The sequence below is a fragment of the Paenarthrobacter sp. CAP02 genome (assembly GCF_040137855.1).
Lineage (GTDB): Bacteria > Actinomycetota > Actinomycetes > Actinomycetales > Micrococcaceae > Arthrobacter.
The window spans coordinates 242965-261474 of record NZ_JBEEII010000007.1 but is presented as its reverse complement, the minus strand read 5'-3'; the positions used below and the strand labels follow the sequence as shown (position 1 = coordinate 261474).

Annotated in this window: 10 protein-coding genes and 1 pseudogene; 7 read left to right on the top strand and 4 right to left on the bottom strand. The window is 61.4% G+C overall.

The genetic code is table 11. The features are described from left to right. Window positions 1–83: 83 nt before the first annotated feature. Window positions 84–608, bottom strand: coding sequence for a choice-of-anchor P family protein (locus ABHM97_RS14390; RefSeq protein ID WP_349471226.1), 525 nt, complete (start codon window positions 606–608; stop codon window positions 84–86). After that, a complete protein-coding gene (locus tag ABHM97_RS14385) occupies window positions 590–1321 on the bottom strand; it encodes a choice-of-anchor P family protein (RefSeq protein WP_349471225.1) in 732 nt (243 codons plus the stop codon). The genes ABHM97_RS14390 and ABHM97_RS14385 overlap by 19 nt, the downstream gene beginning before the upstream one ends. A gap of 1468 nt (window positions 1322–2789) precedes the next feature. Here ABHM97_RS14385 and ABHM97_RS14380 point away from each other — a divergent pair. The 7 genes and pseudogenes from ABHM97_RS14380 (at window position 2790) to ABHM97_RS21500 (ending at window position 16124) form a co-directional block, all read left to right on the top strand. Next, window positions 2790–4769 carry a cell wall anchor protein gene (locus ABHM97_RS14380; protein ID WP_349471224.1) on the top strand — a complete coding sequence of 660 codons (1980 nt, stop codon included), beginning with the start codon at window positions 2790–2792 and terminating at the stop codon, window positions 4767–4769. Between the two features lie 155 nt (window positions 4770–4924). After that, on the top strand, window positions 4925–6142 hold the full coding sequence (locus tag ABHM97_RS14375; protein WP_349471223.1) for an MFS transporter: 1218 nt from the start codon (window positions 4925–4927) through the stop codon (window positions 6140–6142). Between the two features lie 58 nt (window positions 6143–6200). After that, on the top strand, window positions 6201–7124 hold the full coding sequence (locus ABHM97_RS14370) for a hypothetical protein (protein WP_349471222.1): 924 nt from the start codon (window positions 6201–6203) through the stop codon (window positions 7122–7124). A 170-nt stretch (window positions 7125–7294) separates the two neighbouring features. Then, a complete protein-coding gene (locus tag ABHM97_RS14365; protein ID WP_349471221.1) occupies window positions 7295–10099 on the top strand; it encodes a S8 family serine peptidase in 2805 nt (934 codons plus the stop codon). A gap of 196 nt (window positions 10100–10295) precedes the next feature. Beyond that, a complete protein-coding gene (locus ABHM97_RS14360; RefSeq protein ID WP_502921291.1) occupies window positions 10296–13118 on the top strand; it encodes a S8 family serine peptidase in 2823 nt (940 codons plus the stop codon). A gap of 129 nt (window positions 13119–13247) precedes the next feature. Further along, window positions 13248–14669: pseudogene (locus ABHM97_RS21505) on the top strand (S8 family peptidase); the annotation flags it as partial. A gap of 552 nt (window positions 14670–15221) precedes the next feature. Then, a complete protein-coding gene (locus ABHM97_RS21500; protein ID WP_502921293.1) occupies window positions 15222–16124 on the top strand; it encodes an S-layer homology domain-containing protein in 903 nt (300 codons plus the stop codon). 2 nt (window positions 16125–16126) lie between these two features. Here ABHM97_RS21500 and ABHM97_RS14350 read toward each other — a convergent pair whose 3' ends face one another. Further along, window positions 16127–17476, bottom strand: a complete 1350-nt coding sequence (locus ABHM97_RS14350; protein ID WP_349471219.1) for an acyltransferase family protein — start codon at window positions 17474–17476, stop codon at window positions 16127–16129. A gap of 113 nt (window positions 17477–17589) precedes the next feature. Then, the gene (locus ABHM97_RS14345) at window positions 17590–18501 is read right to left on the bottom strand and encodes a phosphatase PAP2 family protein (RefSeq protein ID WP_502921290.1); all 912 of its coding nucleotides are present in this window, start codon (window positions 18499–18501) and stop codon (window positions 17590–17592) included. Window positions 18502–18510: the final 9 nt, after the last annotated feature.

Sequence of the window (18510 nt, the reverse complement as noted above, 5' to 3'; positions counted from 1 at the left end):
ACGAACGGTCCGTCACCGTAGTTGGTGACGGACCGTTCCCCGTTTTCGCCCAGCAGCTGTGGGTCTTTGGCGACTACATACGCCTAGAGTGCGACTCCCGTGCTGGAGTAGCCGATCTGGAGACGTGATCCCGTGGGCAAAGCACCGATGGGCTGGCTAAGGACAACGTCGACCATCGTGACAATGATGGCACTGGACGATTTGCTGACCTTGTGGAGGGTAGCTTGCCCTAGCCCGGCGACTTGAACCACCGTGTTCGGAGCTACCGATGCATTGATGGCGGGCAGCCCGGCAATCCTGAGGTTGGTGAAGGTGGACGTATCCGTCAGAGTGGCCGTGGTGGCGCCCGCAGCCCGTGTAGCGCTCGTCTCGGCCTTGATGCCATCCGCCTGAATCAGCCCATTGAGGACATTGATTCCTGCGATGGTGTTCGTCACGGTGCTCTTCGGCTGCGGGGTTAGGACACCGCTGGTCTTCGTCGAGGCTGCTCCGACCGTTGCCTGACCCGGAATGTTGGCTCCTGCCAGATTTTCTGATCCTGCTCCACCGCTGCATCCGACGTAGGACAGCGCAGTGGGGCTTGAACTAATCAGCCCCGAAGCAAGCAAGGCCCTGGTGCTGAAACCGGTGCCGGAAAGATAGCCCGACTGCGGAGCCGTAAGGTTCGCTGCGCAACCCCAAGGCGGATTGTCGTTCCGACCCTGAGCCCAGGCAGCCCGGACTTCAGGACTTCGACACGGAGCGCCGTGGTCGATATCCGATAGGCGCCGTTGACCAAGCGCTTTTCCTGCCCGTTCAACGTGATCTTTCCAACCGAACCCACTAACGGCACCGTGAGGTCGAGCACCGTGTTAGCGCCGGGATTGGCCCCAACCGCGACACCCAAAACCTTCAAATCAGCGATGGTGGTCTTGTTCGTTCCGGCAAACGCGCCTGCTGTATTTTTGTCCGCCGAGCTCTCCGGCATGATGGCACCGGCGGTGATCAGGCCACCGAGAAGGTTGGTTCCGTTAATCGTTGATTTGCTTTCGATCCGTTTCCCAGTGGCGGTAACCCGGCTTTTGACGCTGGTTGTTGCCGCACCGACATTTCCGACGGCAGGCACGGTAAGTGCCGCGGCAGTGTTCGAGGATGTTTTACCGGTGGCGCCGGTGCAACTGATGCTTGAACTAGCCGTAGGGCCAGACGTCAGAGTCTCGTCGGCATTGAAAATGTCGGAGCCATACGCCGTGCCGGAAAATCCGGTAGTTACTTGCGCTGGTGTAGTGGCAGCGAGAGCCGGTGAGACCGGTCCGGCTAGTGTGAGTGCGAGTGTCCCCATTAATGCAACATGCGAACGCTTCATGTAGTTATCTCCCCAGAATGTCTTACACGATCTCGTAAGTTGCTTACGATGGCGCTCACGGCACAGCCCGTAAATAGGCTAAAACAATAGATTTGTCGACTTCGGCAAAGGTTCGCTGCATGTTTAACCGCGCTAGGTGCTGGTGCCGCGACCATGTGCGCGTCCAGCCGCGGATGTCTAAGGATTTCTTTAATACCAGCCATGGACTAATTGGCTGCGTCCGTCCTAGGATGAAGGCGACCGTTGGTTCGCGACTACCTGGGGGTGTCGAGATGAAGGGTTCACGCGTTTTCCCGCGTGCTACCAGCATTCTCCGCTCTGTCATGGTCGCTGGAGCTGGCACGGCAATCTGGATGGCTCTCTCGGCAACGTCAGCAAATGCCGACTCTGGCCCACAAAATAGCCACTCACTCCTGGGTGAAGTCAGTTCAACCGTGGCCTCAGTAACTTCGACCGTGAAAAGCGCGCCCACACCGCCCCTTAGTGTTCCGGTGCCGAATGTGCCGGTGCCGGTGCCAGCGCCGGCCAAAGCCGTGATACCCGCGAAACCTATTGCAGTTCCCGTGCCCGCTCTCACGCCAATCGTTCAACAAACGGGCGCATCTGTTGACACCGTCGTTGGTTCGGTCCCGGTGGTCAGCCATATCCTCCCTGCCGATACGACCGACGACGCCGTGCGCACCGTGATTACGCCGGTTACTGATGTCGTTGACGATTCAGTTGGTGCAGTTGCTACCCCTGTCAACGATGCAATCGCACCGGTGCGACTGGAGCCTGTCACCGATGTGACCACACCCATTCTTGAACCGATCGTTGGGGTGGTGGACACCGTTCTGCCGCCGGTGGGAACGGTCCTTGAACCATCTGCACCTGCGTTACCTCCACTCTCCGGAGCGGACTCATCCGTTCCGCCAGTGCTGGACGGAACCGCGCCGTCTGCGCCGGAAATCCTGACCGAAAGTGTCTCTGCAGCCGCGGACGCTTTGCCGGGGCGCGAAGTCGTGCTTACAAAGGCCGAGTCCGCAGCTTCGGCACCCACAATCGCTACGACGGTGTCCATATCCCACGTACTCAGCTCACGGGGCAGCATCCCGGTCACTAAAGTCCAGCCGTCGGCGGTGCTTCCAGGTCTACCCGCTGACCCGCGTCTTGCCCTCGAAGCGGTACCCGCCGGGGTGGCTGGGGCCGGATCCAATAGTTCCCAAAATGGCCCACCAAGCCCCGCTGCTGCTTTCTTGCACGAGGCAATGATTGTTCCCGTCGACTCACTACCGGGTTGTTCCGCGGTCGGCGAAAAGCAGAGTCCCGAACCCGTTTGTTTTGACCCTGGCTCCTCTCCTGATTGATTCCCTGGCCATGCCGCGCCACTTTTCGCGGCAGACGGTTGTAAGGACGTTCGTCAACGGACGTCTCTGGGAACAAGATCCTTCAGGAGAAGATCACAATGAACACGACCATTCGCAAATGCCTTATCGGCACATGCTTTGCCGGGGGCATGATTGTCCTCAGCGCCACCGCGGCAAACGCCGCGGACACCACCAGCGGCAAGGACGGAGTCCTTTCCGGAACGCAGGTGGCAGCGCCTATAACAGCACCAACCAATCTCAGCGCCACCTCGCTGGGACTGCTGGGAAACTCAGCAGCCACAACAACCGCGCCGTCACACGCTGTAGGTTCCGGCGCAACACCCGCCGCCAACACCAGCGGCTCCAACAGCATCGGTTCCGGGACCCAAGTGGTCGCTCCGGTCACGGTGCCCATAAACCTGGGCTCGTCGTCAGTGGGTCTGCTGGGGGGTTCCACTGCGACGAGCTCAGCTACACCTGCCGCTCCGGCGGCAACAAGCTCGACGCCGGCAGCCAGCACCAGCGGAGCTGGCGCGATTGCGTCCGGCACCCAAGTGGTTGCACCGGTGACGGTTCCCATCACGGTGGGGTCGACGTCGGCGGGTGTCCTGGGGGACTCAACCGCCACCTCAGCACCAGCGGCATCGACTCCTGCGCCGGCAGCTTCAGCGCCAGCGCAGGCAACAACGTCGGGGGGAGAGAGTCTTGCATCCGGCGCTCAGGTAGTGGCTCCGATATCGGTCCCTGTTAACATCGGAGCCACTGCTGTGGGTGTCGGTGGCGACTCGACGGCCACTTCCGGTTCGTCCGGTTCCACTGCTGGGGCTGTTCCTGGTGGTTCGTCGTCGGGTGCTTCGACGAGTGGTTCGGATGGTGTTGGTTCGGGCACGCAGGTTGTTGCTCCGGTGACGGTTCCGGTGGGCCTGGGTTCGACGGCGGTCGGTGTGCTGGGTGATTCTTCGGCTACGTCCGGTTCTTCGGGCGTCGCTGCGCCTGGCAGTTCGTCGTCGAGTGCTTCGACGAGTGGTTCGGATGGTGTTGCTTCGGGGACTCAGGTTGTTGCTCCGGTGACGGTTCCGGTGGGGCTGGGTTCGACGTCGGTTGGTGTGTTGGGTAATTCTTCCGCCACGTCGAGTTCCCCAGCCGGATCTGCCGCTTCCGGTGGTTCTACTTCGGGTGCTTCCACGAGTGGCACTGGTGGCATCGGTTCGGGGACTCAGGTTGTAGCTCCGGTGACGGTTCCTATCACGGTGGGTTCGACGTCCGCTGGTGTGTTGGGTGATTCTTCCGTCACCAACACTGGCACCACAGGTGGGACGGCTCCGGGCACGACGACCGGCGGTACCACGAGTGGTTCTGGCGGCATTGGTTCGGGGACTCAGGTTTTTGCTCCGGTGACGGTTCCAGTGGGCCTGGGTTCGACGTCGGTTGGCGTGTTGGGTGATTCTTCCGCCACGAATACGGGCACCACAGGTGGGACTATTCCAGGCACGACGAGCGGCGGTACCACGAGTGGTTCTGGCGGCATTGGTTCGGGGACTCAGCTGATAATCCCCGTTACGGTTCCCGTTAGCACCGGCTCCGCTTCGGTGGGCGTAGGTGGCGGTTCGGTAGGAACGGTCACCCCTCCGGTTGTAACCCCGCCGGTTGTCACTCCTCCGGTGGTTACCCCGCCGGTTGTCACTCCTCCGGTGGTTACCCGGCCGGTTGTCACTCCTCCGGTGGTTACCCCTCCGGTTGTCACGCCTCCGGTTGTGAACCCGCCTGTTGTTACCCCTCCGACCTCCGGTGGCCCCGATAACGGTGGAGAGATTCCCACGGGTACTCCGACAACCAGCATCAACACCGCCGGTCTCATCACCACCGGCAGCGCTGGCACCCAAGCCGGCACGGTCGTAGCCGCTGGTGTGACAAAGGGTGCGCCGACCACCGCGGTTTCGACCGCCGTCGGAGGCCCCAGCGTGCTGGCTAAGACGGGCCTGAACGAAACCTTCGTTCTCTGGGCGGGAGCCATGCTCCTGATGGGCCTGTTCCTGGCGGCAGCCGGCCGTCGGAAGGCGGCAGCCAACCGCCGGTAGTCCCGGACGATCCCGCTTCGCATGTGGGTGTTGCGGTTCCGCTGCCCGGAACCGCAACACCTGCGCGCTGGCCAGTGTGCAATCAGACCGGTGCGTGCATTGCGAAACGTCATGCTGGCCCGGCTTGCGGCTGCCGCAGTCCTAGGATGAAAGGGATGACCAATACCCAGACAAACCAAGCTTTCAGCCTGCGCAGCATCGCACTCCCGGCCTTCGGGCCAGCGCTGTTGTTTTGTATTGGCGAAGGTGCCGTCCTCCCGGTCATTGCTCTCTCTGCCCGCGATCTCGGCGCCTCCGTTGCAGTATCGGCGTTGGTCGTAACTCTCATTGGCATAGGCTCCTGGCTTTTCAACATTCCGGCGTCGATCATCACGGAGAAGTTCGGCGAACGTTGGTCCATCGTTGGGGCCGGCGCTTTGGGTGCCCTTGCCTTGGGCGCATCAGCCTTCGCGCCGCGGGTGGATAACGGTCTTTGGTTGTTGGCAGTGTCCATGACGTTGGTGGGTATGTCGGCCAGCGTCTTCAACCTCGCCCGGCAAAAGTTCCTCACCGAAGCCGTCCCGGTTATCTTCCGGGCACGCGCCCTCTCCACCTTGGGCGGCGTGACCAGGATCGGCATCTTCATTGGGCCCTTCGTCGGCGCTGGCGTGATGCAGTTTGCCGGCATCAGCGGGGCCTACTGGGTGGGCTTCGCGGGCATGATGGCGGCTGCGGCCTTGTCGCTCACCATCCCGGACCTGGTGGCCCCTGAAGCGTCCGACGGCGGCCCCCGCCCTCCGGCGTCGACGTTGCGGAGCGTCGCGGTTTCACACGCGGGAGTGTTCCTGACTGTCGGGTTCGGGATTCTCCTGCTGAGCGCGTTGAGGGCGTCCCGGCAGGTGGTTATCCCGCTGTGGGCGGATCACCTGGGGCTCGACGCCACACACGCGTCGTTGCTCTTCGGCCTATCCGGGGCGATCGACATGCTGGTGTTCTACCCGGCGGGGAAGCTCATGGACAGGAAGGGCAGGCAGTGGGTGGCTGTCCCCTCCACACTGATCATGGGTACAGCGCTGATATTGATCCCCTTCACAGGCGGATTCGTCTCTTTGCTGCTGGCAGCCTTGTTGATCGGATTTGGCAACGGCATCAGCTCGGGGCTGATCATGACGTTGGGCGCCGACTTCTCCCCAGACAACGGCCGCAGTCATTTTCTTGGCATTTGGAGGTTCATCGCAGATTCGGGGGCAACTGGGGGACCGGTGCTGCTGTCCGGGTTGACGGCCGCGGTGTCCTTGTCCGTCGGCGTCTGGGCCACCGGGATACTGGGATTCGCAGCGGCGGCGGTATTCGCCGTCGCGATTCCGAGGCTGAAGCATCGTCGGAACTACTAGGGCCATCCAGCTTCGAACAGATTCAGGACTGAACGGATGTGACGGCTAGACTACCGGGGTGCCAGATAACCAGCCCGCTGATACACCCGTCCCGACTTCCTTCCCGGACCTTCAAGCGTTCTTGTCGTCGGAAGAAGTGCCTGCGGGGCTGTTGGAAATTCGGCACCAGGGCTTGCCCATCGAGATCCTGAACCTACCTACAAACTCGGATACAACGCTCGTGTGTTTCCACGGCGCAGCTGAAAAGGATGTTCGTCTGCCGTGGTTCCTGGGTAAAGGCGTGACTTCCGGGCTGCCCGTTAACCGGATTTTCATTTCGGACCCCAGCCTTCGGAAATCTTCAGACCTCAATCTCGCATGGTATGCGGGAACGAGCGAACAGCCAGATCTCCAAGAAACGTTGGCAGACGTCATCAGGCGCATCCTGCGGGCGACGGGAGGTTACAACGTGATCTTCTTTGGCAGCTCTGGCGGCGGTTACGCGAGCCTTGCATTGTCGAGGTATTTCACGACGTCGCTTGCACTTGCAGTCAATCCCCAGACTTCAATCTCCCGTTTCTATCCTGGAGCTGTCGGGAGGTATCTGACCCACGCCTGGGGGATGGAAGGCCAAGACATGTCTGAGCTACCAGGAAGCGTGGCTCACGACCTACTTCCCTCTTACGCTGCAGGTTTCGGACACACCGTCGCTCTCATCCAGAACGCCAAGGACTGGTTCCACATACAGAACCACCAGATCCCTTTCTTGGATGTCGTAGGAGGATCGGCGAACCTCTTCATGCTGATGGATCGGTGGGGACCTGACACTGGCGACGGGCATACTCCACCGCCAAAGGAGCTGTTGCGGGCCTGCTTCGAGGAGTTGGCTACTTGTCGGGGGGACTGGCCAGCGGCATTGTCATCTTGTGGATTCCAAACCGAAACTACCCGGCAGGATGTAAAGCGCCGTGTCGTGGATACCGCGCCGGCTCCTGTCAAATAACTTGTATGAAGGGCCTGTGCAACCGATATCGGGTGCGGTTGTTCTAAAACAGGGGTGTGGTTCCCAGGAAATTCACAGAAACCTGAAAATAGTAGCTAGACTCGTCCTCGCCGCACTCAGGCGGCCAATTTTTTGCGCTCTTGGGGGCGTATGAGCAGAGGGCGCTGTCTATGCAGAACCAACGGGGAGCCCACTTGCGCTCTCGAATAATCCTTTTGGGCCTGATTTCCCTCGTCGGGGTTGGTTTACCGGCTGTTCCCGCCGCCGCCGATGATGCACCCGTGCCAGCGCTTAGCAGCACCCCACGTGCCATGACCACTGACGCCAGTGTGGCTCCCACGGATCAGTTCATTGTGAAATTTGAAGAGCGGGCCGGCATTCAGTCGGCAGACCGGCAATCGGCCTTCGGGTCGGCGGCCGAAGCCGTGGGCATTTCGCTGGAGTCTGTGCGCACTACTGCTTCAGGTGAAGAGGTGGTCAAAACAAACCGCAAGCTCGGGGCGGACGAAGCGGGGGAGCTTGTTGCTGCCCTGGCTTCAAACCCGAACGTCGAGTACGCAGAGCCGGACGTCATGATGCGGCCCTTCGCTGTGGCCCCCAACGACTCTTACTACGATGTGCAGTGGCCGCATCGCGCAATGGGTGTCTTGGAAGCTTGGGACATTACCCGCGGTGCCAACAGTGTGGTCGCCGTCGTCGATACGGGAATCGTCAGCCACAGCGATCTTGATGCCAACATATTGCCCGGCTACGACATGATCAGCTCTGCCGAGAATGCCCGGGACGGCAACGGCCGCGACCCCTACCCACAGGACAAAGGTGACGCGCGGGCAGAAGGCCAGTGTGGTGAGGGAGTGCCGGCAGAGGTATCGTCCTGGCACGGTACACACGTTGCGGGCATTGTCGCAGCGGTTGCTGGAAATAATGAGGGCGTGGCCGGAGTGGCCCCGAAGTCCAAGGTAGTCCCCGTCAGGGCACTGGGTATTTGCGGCGGCTACAGTTCCGACATCGCGGACGCCTTGGTTTGGGGTGCCGGCGGGGCCGTCGCCGGTGTTCCCGCCAACGCCAACCCCGCTAAAGTCGTCAACCTCAGCCTGGGTGGTCGTGCGGCATGCTCCACCACCTATCAGAAAGCCATTGATACTGCCCGAGGATTGGGAGCAGTTGTAGTGGTGGCTGCCGGCAATGAAGGGATTGATGCCTCGCAGATCAGCCCGGCCAACTGTCGTGGCGTGATAACGGTGGGTGCCAGCACCACTTCCGAGGGCAAGGCGTATTACTCAAACTTCGGTCCGACCATCGATATTTCAGCGCCGGGCGGCGACATGCGAAACGCTCCCGTGGAGGGCGTGCTGTCCACAGGGAACACCGGCCTGGACGGGCCAGCGAAACAGGGCTACTACCTGATGCAGGGCACTTCGATGGCGGCGCCACATGTAGCCGCCACCGCAGCGTTGATGTTCTCTGCCAGGCCTTCGCTCAAGCCTGACGAACTGGAAGAACGGCTGAAAGCGACAGCCAAGCCGATGTACCAGTGTCTGACGGATTGCGGGGCGGGCCTTCTGGACGCCGCCGCCGCAACGCTCGACGTGTCGTTGGCGGACGCACCCATTACGCCGTCCACGCCGCAAATTGGTGGCAACTACTTCATGGTTGGATATGGCCTGTATGTCGAGCCGGGTGTGTGGAGCCCAAAGTTCCGCGTTGCGCTTTCCTACCAGTGGAATCGCGACGGGATCGCCATACCTGGGGCCACCTATAAGGAGTACTATCTGACGGCAGATGACGTTGGTACAAAAGTCACCGCCACTGTGACAGGCACAAAAACCAACTCTCCCACCATCTCGGTGACTTCCGCGCCGACGGTGACCATTCCGCTTGGAGATCTGGGAGCCGATTACCCAAGCATTAAGGGTCAGCCCTACGTGGGCAATACCATTACCGCCCAGCCGGGCGAGTGGGGGCCAGCGCCTGTAGAGCTGAGCTATCAGTGGAGCCGTGCCGGTAGTCCGATCGCAGGAGCCACCAGTACCCAATACACGTTGGTTAAGGCCGACGAAGGGCAAACAGTTTCCGTGGCCATCACGGGCACCAAGCCAAAATACAATTCTTTCGTCCGGACCACAGGGGTGACAATCCTGGCGGCCAACAAAGTCCTCACTCCCGCTCCCGTAATCTTTGCTGACGGACCCTACATGGGCGGAGATACCTACACCATTCCTGCGTCGGCGGGTATTGAGTATCAACATTGGGGCGGCGGCGTTATTGCGCCTGGAACCCATATGGCGAGAGGCCCCGTGAGGATTTGGGCAAGTGCCAAACCCGGCTTCTTGATACTGGACGGGTCCACCACAGAGTGGGCTGCGACCTTCAGCGCTAAGGGGCCGGACTACACACCGCCGACGAAGTCGCCCTTCAAAGATGTCCTCACCGGCCAGCAGTTCTACAAGGAAATGGCATGGTTGGCCGACCGCAAGATTTCCACCGGCTGGGTGGAAGCGGACAAGAGCCTCACATACCGCCCTTTGACACCTATCAACCGTGATGCGATGGCTGCCTTCCTCTACCGAATGGCTGGTTCGCCTGCCTACACACCCCCGGCGAAGTCTCCGTTCAAGGATGTGCTGACCTCACAGCTTTTCTACAAGGAAATGGCCTGGTTGGCTCAAAGCGGTATTTCCTCGGGCTGGTCCGAAGCTGACGGCTCAAAGACGTATAGGCCGCTGGCTCCCATCAACCGCGACGCCATGGCTGCCTTCCTTTACCGGCTGGCTGGGTCACCCGAATATGGGCCGCCGTACACTTCACCGTTTCAGGATGTAGCTGTCAGTCAGCAGTTCTATACAGAGATGGCATGGCTGGCTGAGCAGAAGATCTCCTCCGGTTGGAGAGACGCCTACGGTGGCCGGACCTATCGCCCGCTCTCACCCATTAACCGCGACGCCATGGCGGCGTTCCTCTACCGCATGCCGTAGGGGCGAACCGCGAATATCAACCTGGGCCGGTTGCAGGATTACCTGCAGCCGGCCCGTGTTGCCAAAACGGTCAGCTTAAAGTCCCACAGGAGATTCGCAGGAATCTCAAATTCTTGGCTAAACTCATTTTTGGCTGCGCTCGCGGCCATTTTTCAGCGCTCTTTGGGGGGCGTTTTGAGCAAAAGGGCGACTGTATATGCGTAACCAGCGGAAAGCCATGGTTAGTTCTCGTTTAATCCTTCTTGGCCTCGTGGCCATGGTAGGCGCAGCCCTGCCTGCACTCCCGGCCGCAGCTGTCGACACGCCTGCGCCGCTTCCCAGCGCGGCGCCTTTGCCGGTGACATCAACCCTTCCGGCAACTCCGACAGACCAGTTCATTGTGAAGTTCAAGGAGCGCGCGGGGATCCAGTCCCTGAACCCGGAGAAGTCCTTCACTGATGCCGCACACGCTGTGGGCGTACCCGTCAAGAGCCTGCGGACCACCTCTGCCGGAGAGGAAGTGGTCAAAACCGACCGTAAACTCGCCGCCCAGGAGGCAAGCGCGTTGGTGGCCACACTGGCCGCTGACCCGGCAGTGGAGTACGCAGAACCAGATGCCATCATGCAGACCCTGGCCACGGCGCCCAACGATACCTATTACAACCTCCAGTGGGGCCTTGGCGCGGGAACAGGGGGCATCAATGCTTTGGGGGCGTGGGATGTCAGCCGCGGCGAAGGCAGCACAGTCGCCGTCATTGACACGGGCATCCTGGACCACAGCGATCTGAACGCAAACGTCCTGCCCGGGTATGACATGATCTCCAACGCGACGACGGCCCGTGATGGCGATGGCCGCGACCCGAATCCCCGCGACGAAGGTGACGCAACCTCGGACAACCAGTGTGCAGCTGGACGCGCAGGTGCCCGGTCGTCCTGGCACGGCACTCACGTGGCCGGCATCATCGCCGCAGTTGCCGGTAACAACAAGGGCGTAGCCGGCGTTGCTCCGAAGGCCAAGATCGTGCCCATCCGAGCCATTGGAACCTGCGGCGGTTACACGTCAGACATCGCAGACGGTATCAGGTGGGCAGCCGGTGGTGCGGTGCCCAGCGTCCCCGCCAACGCCAACCCTGCCCGTGTGATAAACCTCAGCGTGGGCGGCCGCGGGACCTGCTCAGCCACTTACCAGAATGCCTTGGACTTCGCCCGGAGCCAGGGTACAGCCGTTGTGGTAGCTGCTGGCAACGAGAACGTTGACGCGTCCCTGGTCAGCCCGGCCAACTGCAACAACGTCATCACGGTTGGAGCAAGCACCCGGACCGCTGAGAGGGCCTACTACTCCAACTTTGGCGCGAACGTGGACGTCATGGCTCCCGGCGGAGACATGACGAAAGACGCACTCAACGGGATCGTGTCCACGCTCAACCAGGGTGCAGATACAGCCACCACCGAGGATTACTACCTCAAATCCGGTACTTCCATGGCGGCCCCCCACGTCGCAGCAGTTGCAGCGATGATGCTGGCCGCGCTTCCCGCTCTCACCCCTGCAGACGTCGAACAGCGCCTGAAAGCCAATGCCCGTCCGGTAGCAGGTTGCACAGGATGCGGATCGGGTCTGGTCGACGCCAACGCCACGGTGAAGCAGGTGGCCGCGGACGCAGCACCGATCGTTGCAGGAACCCCGACCATTGCCGGCGAGGCCGCAGTGGGTAAGACCCTGACCGCCGACCGCGGCACGTGGTCCAATGTGGAGTCTGCACAATGGACGTACCAGTGGAACCGATGGGGCGCACCCATTGCCGGTGCCACTGACCCCACCTACACTTTGGTGGCAGACGACCACCAAGCTGCGATAACTGTGACGGTTACTGCCACTAAGTCCTATGTTCCGGCTGTGTCAGCTACTTCCGAACCCACAGCGCAGGTCACTCCAGGTACTTTGAGTGGCGTGGTTCCCCTCATTGTTGGCAATGCCTATGTCGGGAGCACCCTGACCGTCGATGCCGGAACTTGGGAACCAGCGCCCGTGGAATTGCGTTACAACTGGACGCGCCATAAGGCGGGTACCACGGGTGACAACGTTTCCAGCCTGCCGGAATACACACTCACAGGCGAGGACGTTGGTTCCACGCTGACGGTGGAAGTAACGGGCGTAAAGACGCCGTACTGGTTGCTGCAAATGACCAGCAAGCCCACGTCCACCGTCGTCGCCGCCGACAAGGCCGTGACGCCCGCGCCTGTCGTCTTCGACGAAGCGCCATACATGGCCAATGACAGCTATACCATCCCGGAGTCGGAGTCAGTGAATTACCTGGTGGACGGAAAAACTGTCGTCGCCGGTACCCACGCCGCCCGCGGCCAGGTGAAGGTCACTGCCCAGCCGAAGGAAGGCTGGGCGCTGCTCAACGGCTCTACGTCCGAATGGAAGGCCTACTTCAGCAGCAAGGGCCCGGACTTCACTGCACCGGCCGTTTCGCCGTTCAAGGACGTCCTGACCACCCAGCAGTTCTACAAGGAAATGTCCTGGCTGGCGGATCGCAAAATCTCCACGGGCTGGGTCGAAGCAGACCAGTCGGTCACCTACAGGCCGGTAACACCCATCAACCGCGATGCCATGGCTGCGTTCCTGTACCGGATGGCTGGATCTCCCGATTACACGCCGCCCGCGCAGTCGCCGTTCAAGGACGTGTTGACCACCCAGCAGTTCTACAAGGAAATGTCCTGGCTTGCAGATGCTGGCATTTCGTCAGGTTGGACCGAATCGGACGGATCGCGGACGTACCGGCCGCTGACCCCCATTAACCGCGATGCGATGGCTGCCTTCCTCTACCGTTTGGTTAACAAGCCGGATTACGAAGCTCCCACGACTCCCCCTTTCAGCGACCTTGACCCCAACCAGCAGTTCTACAAAGAGATGGTCTGGATGAAGGTCACCGGCATCTCGACGGGTTGGCAGATCGGCGAAGGCAATTACGTTTACAAGGCTCTTGAGCCCATCAACCGCGATGCCATGGCTGCCTTCCTCTACCGCCTGCCGTAAGCAATAACCGGCTACGAATAAGAACCCGGGCAGGTTGCAGATCCATGCAACCTGCCCGGGTCGTTTTTTTGCCAACACACCCTGGGCTCTCAGGGAATTCGCAGGAAACTCAATTCTTTGGCTAAACTCATGCTGGCCGCACCATCGCGGCCATTTTTCGCGCTCCTGGGGGCGTCTGAGCAGAGGGCGCTGTTTATGCAGAATCGACCAGGAGCCAGCGTGCGCTCCCGAGCTTTTATTGTGGGCATCGTCGCGATGCTGGGGGTTGCTTTGCCGACGCTGCCGGCTGCAGCCAATGAATCGCCGACTCCTGTGCCGGGAGCAGCACCGGGGGTTGCAGCGCAATCTACGGCGTCGTTCACCACCACGGATCAGTTCATTGTGAAGTTCAAGGACCGCGCCGGGATTCAGTCGACTGATATTCAGTCCTCCTTTAGCCGCGCCTCCAATGCCCTGGGCGTTCCCATTACGCCGCTGCGGACCATGGATTCCGGCGTCGAGGTCCTCAGGACCGAACGGAAGCTTGGGGCGGAAGAGGCCAACAGCCTGGTTTCCACTCTGGCCTCTGACCCGACCGTCGAATACGCCGAACCGGACACCATCATGAGGCCGTTTGCTGCGGCACCTAATGATGAGTACTACGACCTTCAATGGGCGCACGGAGACGGATATGGCGGCATGGGTGTGCTGCAGGCCTGGGACGTGAGCCGCGGAGAGGGAAGCGTGGTGGCTGTTATCGACAGCGGGATTCTCAGCCACAGTGACCTGAACGCCAACGTCTTGCCTGGCTACGACATGATCAGCTCGGCGGCGATAGCGCGCGACGGGACTGGCCGGGACTCAAACCCGCGCGATGAGGGCGACGGCACCTACGACGAGCAGTGCGAACCCGGGTGGACCGGGGAAGCATCTTCGTGGCACGGCACACACGTAGCCGGCATCATTGCTGCCATTGCAGGAAACGGCAAGGGAGTCGCGGGGATTGCCCCCATGGCCAAAGTGGTTCCTGTTCGGGCCTTGGGAATCTGTGGCGGGTACACCTCAGACATCGCGGACGCGATTATCTGGGCCGCTGGCGGCGCAGTTGCCGGAGTCCCGGCAAACCCGAACCCGGCCCGCGTCATCAACCTCAGCTTGGGCGGCAGGGCAGCCTGCTCCGCTACATACTAAAACGCCACAGACTTTGCACGCAACCGTGGTGTTGCGGTGGTGGTGGCTGCTGGTAACCAGAACATCGATGCATCACAGGTGAGCCCGGCAAACTGCCGGAATGTCCTGGTGGTTGGGGCGACGAAGCGCGACGGCATCCGGGCGCCGTATTCCAACTTTGGCGTCAACGTGGATTTCGCCGCGCCTGGCGGAGATATGAGGTTCAAAGCTGCAGATGGAATTGTGTCAACGCTGAACAACGGCACGGACCTCCCCACCTCGGAGGACTACTACCTCAAGGAGGGCACATCCATGGCCGCTCCGCAGGTTTCCGGAGTGGCTGCGCTGATGCTGTCGAAGCTGCCGTCATTGACTCCCACTGACATTGAACAACGGCTCAAGGAGACTGCCAGGCCGAGTTACGAATGCAACTGTGGGGCGGGAATGGTGAAAGCCGATGCCGCGCTCAAGCAAGTGGCCGCCGATATCGCACCAATTGTTCCCGGTACGCCCACGATCTACGGCGAGCCCAAGGTTGGTTGGATGTTGCAGGCCAATGAAGGGACTTGGGGGCCGGGGCAAGTAGTGACGTCGTACCAATGGAATCGCAACGGGCTCCCGATCAGCTACGCCAGGTCTGCCGTATACGTCCTCGCCCCCGAGGACGCCAACGCTGTCATCACGGTGACAGTTACCGGCTCCAAACAGTATGCGTCCAGCGTGTCAGCTACCTCTGCACCAACGCCCGCGATTACGCCCGCGGATATGTTCGCCGCCGACCCGAAGATCGTTGGTGCAGCTTACGTTGGCAGCGTAGTAAAGGCCGACGTCCAACCGTGGCAACCGGCCCCGGTCACCCTCAGCTATCGGTGGTCGCGCGACGGAACACAAATTCCTGGAGCAACTGCCTCGGATTATGCCATCACCGGTGCGGACGTTGGAGCGAAGCTCACTGTGACCGTGACCGGCACAAAGCCCGGACACACCACTGAGTCACGCACCAGTGAGCCGACCGCCGTCGTCGTCCCGGCTGACAAAGCTGTAACGCCAGCGGCCGTAGTGTTCACTGATGCTCCCCTCACCGAGGGCGACACATACGCGATCCCGGCAACGCAGGGGGTCGACTACCGCATCGGCGGAGAGATCGTGGCGGTAGGAACATACCCTGGCAAGGATCGTGTCACGGTAACAGCTACGGCGAAGGACGGATACGCCATCCTGGCCGGTTCCACCGCGGAATGGACCGAACGCTTCAGCGCCAAGGGGCCGGACTTCCTGCCGCCCGCCGTTTCGCCGTTCAGGGACGTGCTGACCAGCCAGCAGTTCTACCGCGAGATGGCCTGGCTTGCAGACCGGAAGATCTCCACAGGATGGGTGGAGGTGGACGGATCCAGAACCTATAGGCCATTGACGCCGATCAACCGTGACGCCATGGCTGCGTTCCTCTACCGATTGGCGGGTTCGCCCGCTTACACTCCGCCGGCCATATCACCCTTCAAGGATGTGCTGACCACTCAGCAGTTCTACAAGGAGATGGCCTGGCTTGCGGACCGGAAGATCTCCACAGGATGGGTGGAGGTGGACGGATCCCGAACCTATAGGCCATTGACGCCGATCAACCGTGACGCCATGGCTGCGTTCCTTTACCGGATGGCCGGCTCGCCCGCCTACACCGCCCCGCATCCATCGCCGTTCGGTGACGTTGTCAGTGGACAGCAGTTCTACGACGAAATGGCGTGGATGGCTGAGATGGAGATCTCCGCGGGCTGGGTCGAGGCTGACGGGAAGCGAAGCTACCGCCCGCTTTCACCCATCAACCGCGACGCCATGGCGGCCTTCCTTTACCGCATGCCATAAGGTCAGGAAGTCGCCGATACGGGCCGCGGCGACTTCCACGCCCGGTCAGGAACGTTGCCTGTCACCAAAGCCACAGCAACTACAAGCAACACCAGTCCCCACGTCGCGTTGATTGTATCCAACGCTGTCCGCATCACCACGAAGGGCGGGATGATCGCCAATACGGTCCCCGTCAGGATGCGCCACATCGCGGGCCGGGCCGCACCGGGGGTGAGCGCGGTGCTGGCAAGCTCCAGTCGGACCAGCGGTGTGGACACCAGAAGCACCAGCGCCCATGCCGCCACGTAGAACAGGGGACGGCTCAACCACCACTCGGCACTGGCCGGCTCGGGGAACGGAAGCCGGAGGAGCAGCGCGATGCCAAACATCGCGATGATCAGCGGGAGGTGCCAAAGATAGATGGTCATGGCCCTGCTGCCGACCACGAACATGGTCTTCTGCACCCAGCCGACCCTCACGAACCCCTGCAAAATGGGGTACACGGCCTTGACCAGGAGGACATGGGCCAGCCCTACAAGGATCAGCGGGAACATCGGCGGATTTTGGTTGGTCAGCATGTCCACCGGGTACGGACCGGCATGGGTCAGTGGAATCAGCGCAACGTAACAAACCACAGCTCCCAGAGGCAGTTGCCAGCGCGCAAACCGATCAAAGAATCCGTCCGCATAGAAGAACCCAAGCTGTTGCAGCAACCCCCAAACGAACACCATGTTCAGCAGCCCGATCGGGTTTGAGTCGAAGCCCCAGGGATTGTGCTCCAAGCCCAGGCGAAAAACATCGACGACGACGGCGCCCGCGGCCAGCGCCGCAATGGTCCGGTAGGGTGCCACGCTGTGGAGTTGGGCCATGGTGGGCACCATGGCTTGGCAGATGAGGTATGCGGCCAGGAACCACAACTGAACACCGGCGCCCGCAGCGATAACCGTGAGCAGATCGCCGGGGACGCCGGCCGCCGTCGCACTCCACAACGCAACGGCGAGGAACGCGTACAAGGCAACCGTGGGGCGGACCAGGCGCAGCACCCGGTTGCGGAGGTAGTCGCCTGCGTCACCGCCGCGGCGCTGCAGGCTTCGCCACGAAGTCAGTGACGCGAAGCCGCCCACCACGAAGAAGAGTGGCATGACCTGTCCGAACCACGTCCCTTGGGCGAACCAGCTCAGGGACGTCAACGGATTTCCGACTCCAATGCCGGACCCGTCCACACTGATCCCCATCATGAGCAAGTGGACAGCCACGACGGCGAACATGCACGCGACCCGGATGAGGTCGACAACCAGGTCCCGGGAAGCGGGGACTGCGGTTGGCTTGACGGAGGGTTGAGTCCGCAGCTTGGCGGTGGGGGTGGAAGACATGAAGGCTCCTCGGGATCTTGCACTGTTATTCCAACGATTGGATTAATAGTAATGCAAGGAATCCGGGGATGCCACGGGTAGATCTATCGACTTGGAGAAGTGGCGGGGGGCCTTTAGCTTTTGCGTGCCGCCAGGCCGAACAGCCAAGTGCCGCCCAAAGCCGAAAGATAGCCGGCGATCACGATGAATGCGGTGCCGGCCCAGAAGTAGTCGACGGTACTGTCGGCGCTCAGCCCGGGCATGACCTGCAGCAAGGAATAGCCGGCCACGGCGATGGCGATCAGCAGGGCGGCGACCGTGAGCCATACCCATATCCGGGACGCTGCCCAGTGTTCGCCGTATCCCTTCCACACGTTCCAGCTGCTGCCGGTCCGCAGGATGAGCCAACCCGCTGGGAGCATCACAGCGCCCACCACCAGGAAGGCCGCAACGACGTCGGCCGGGCGATGCCATTGGTTGATGAGTGTCGAGACTCCGGTGGCTACTGCGAAGGTGCTGCCCAGGAAGCCTGCCAGCGGGCGCCAGCGGGGTGACACCATGAGGAAGACGGCGGCAGCCGCAGAAGCGGCAAGGGTGGTGTGCCCAGAAGGGAGCGAGTTGAGTTCCAGTGTCTGGACTCCGCGGTCGGGCCTGTCCGGAATGAGGAATTTGAGGATCTGGGTGGCCGCGTTGGCTCCGATGCAGGCGACTACGGCGATTCCCGCAGCAGTCCACCGCCGCCGGGCCACCGTGACGAAAATGACCATGAGGGTGGCAATGGCCAGGGAGAGCATGGGGAGCATATCCAGCAGGCTGGTGGATGCGCGACCCGCCGTTCCACCCAGCTCGGTTGCTTCGACCAGTGCGGACTCATCAATGAACTGGCCCATGGTGGTGCGCACGAAGAAGTAGTAGGTCGCGGCAAGGCCTACGACGCTGGCGATGGTGGCCAGGATGAAAAGGAAACCTGCGCCGGCGCCGGCGTCGCGTGCTTGGATCGGCCGTTTGCTTGACCTCCCGCTGGTGCGGAATTGCTGGGAACTCATTCTCTCAAG

Bases quoted from the DNA above. Each gene is read 5' to 3' on its own strand.
- ABHM97_RS14380 (WP_349471224.1), top strand. From the start codon at position 2,790: ATGAACACGACCATTCGCAAATGCCTTATCGGCACATGCTTTGCCGGG.
- ABHM97_RS14365 (WP_349471221.1), top strand. From the start codon at position 7,295: ATGCAGAACCAACGGGGAGCCCACTTGCGCTCTCGAATAATCCTTTTG.
- ABHM97_RS14350 (WP_349471219.1), bottom strand. From the start codon at position 17,476: ATGTCTTCCACCCCCACCGCCAAGCTGCGGACTCAACCCTCCGTCAAG.
- ABHM97_RS14345 (WP_502921290.1), bottom strand. From the start codon at position 18,501: ATGAGTTCCCAGCAATTCCGCACCAGCGGGAGGTCAAGCAAACGGCCG.
- ABHM97_RS14360 (WP_502921291.1), top strand. From the start codon at position 10,296: ATGCGTAACCAGCGGAAAGCCATGGTTAGTTCTCGTTTAATCCTTCTT.
- ABHM97_RS14385 (WP_349471225.1), bottom strand. From the start codon at position 1,321: ATGGGGACACTCGCACTCACACTAGCCGGACCGGTCTCACCGGCTCTC.
- ABHM97_RS14375 (WP_349471223.1), top strand. From the start codon at position 4,925: ATGACCAATACCCAGACAAACCAAGCTTTCAGCCTGCGCAGCATCGCA.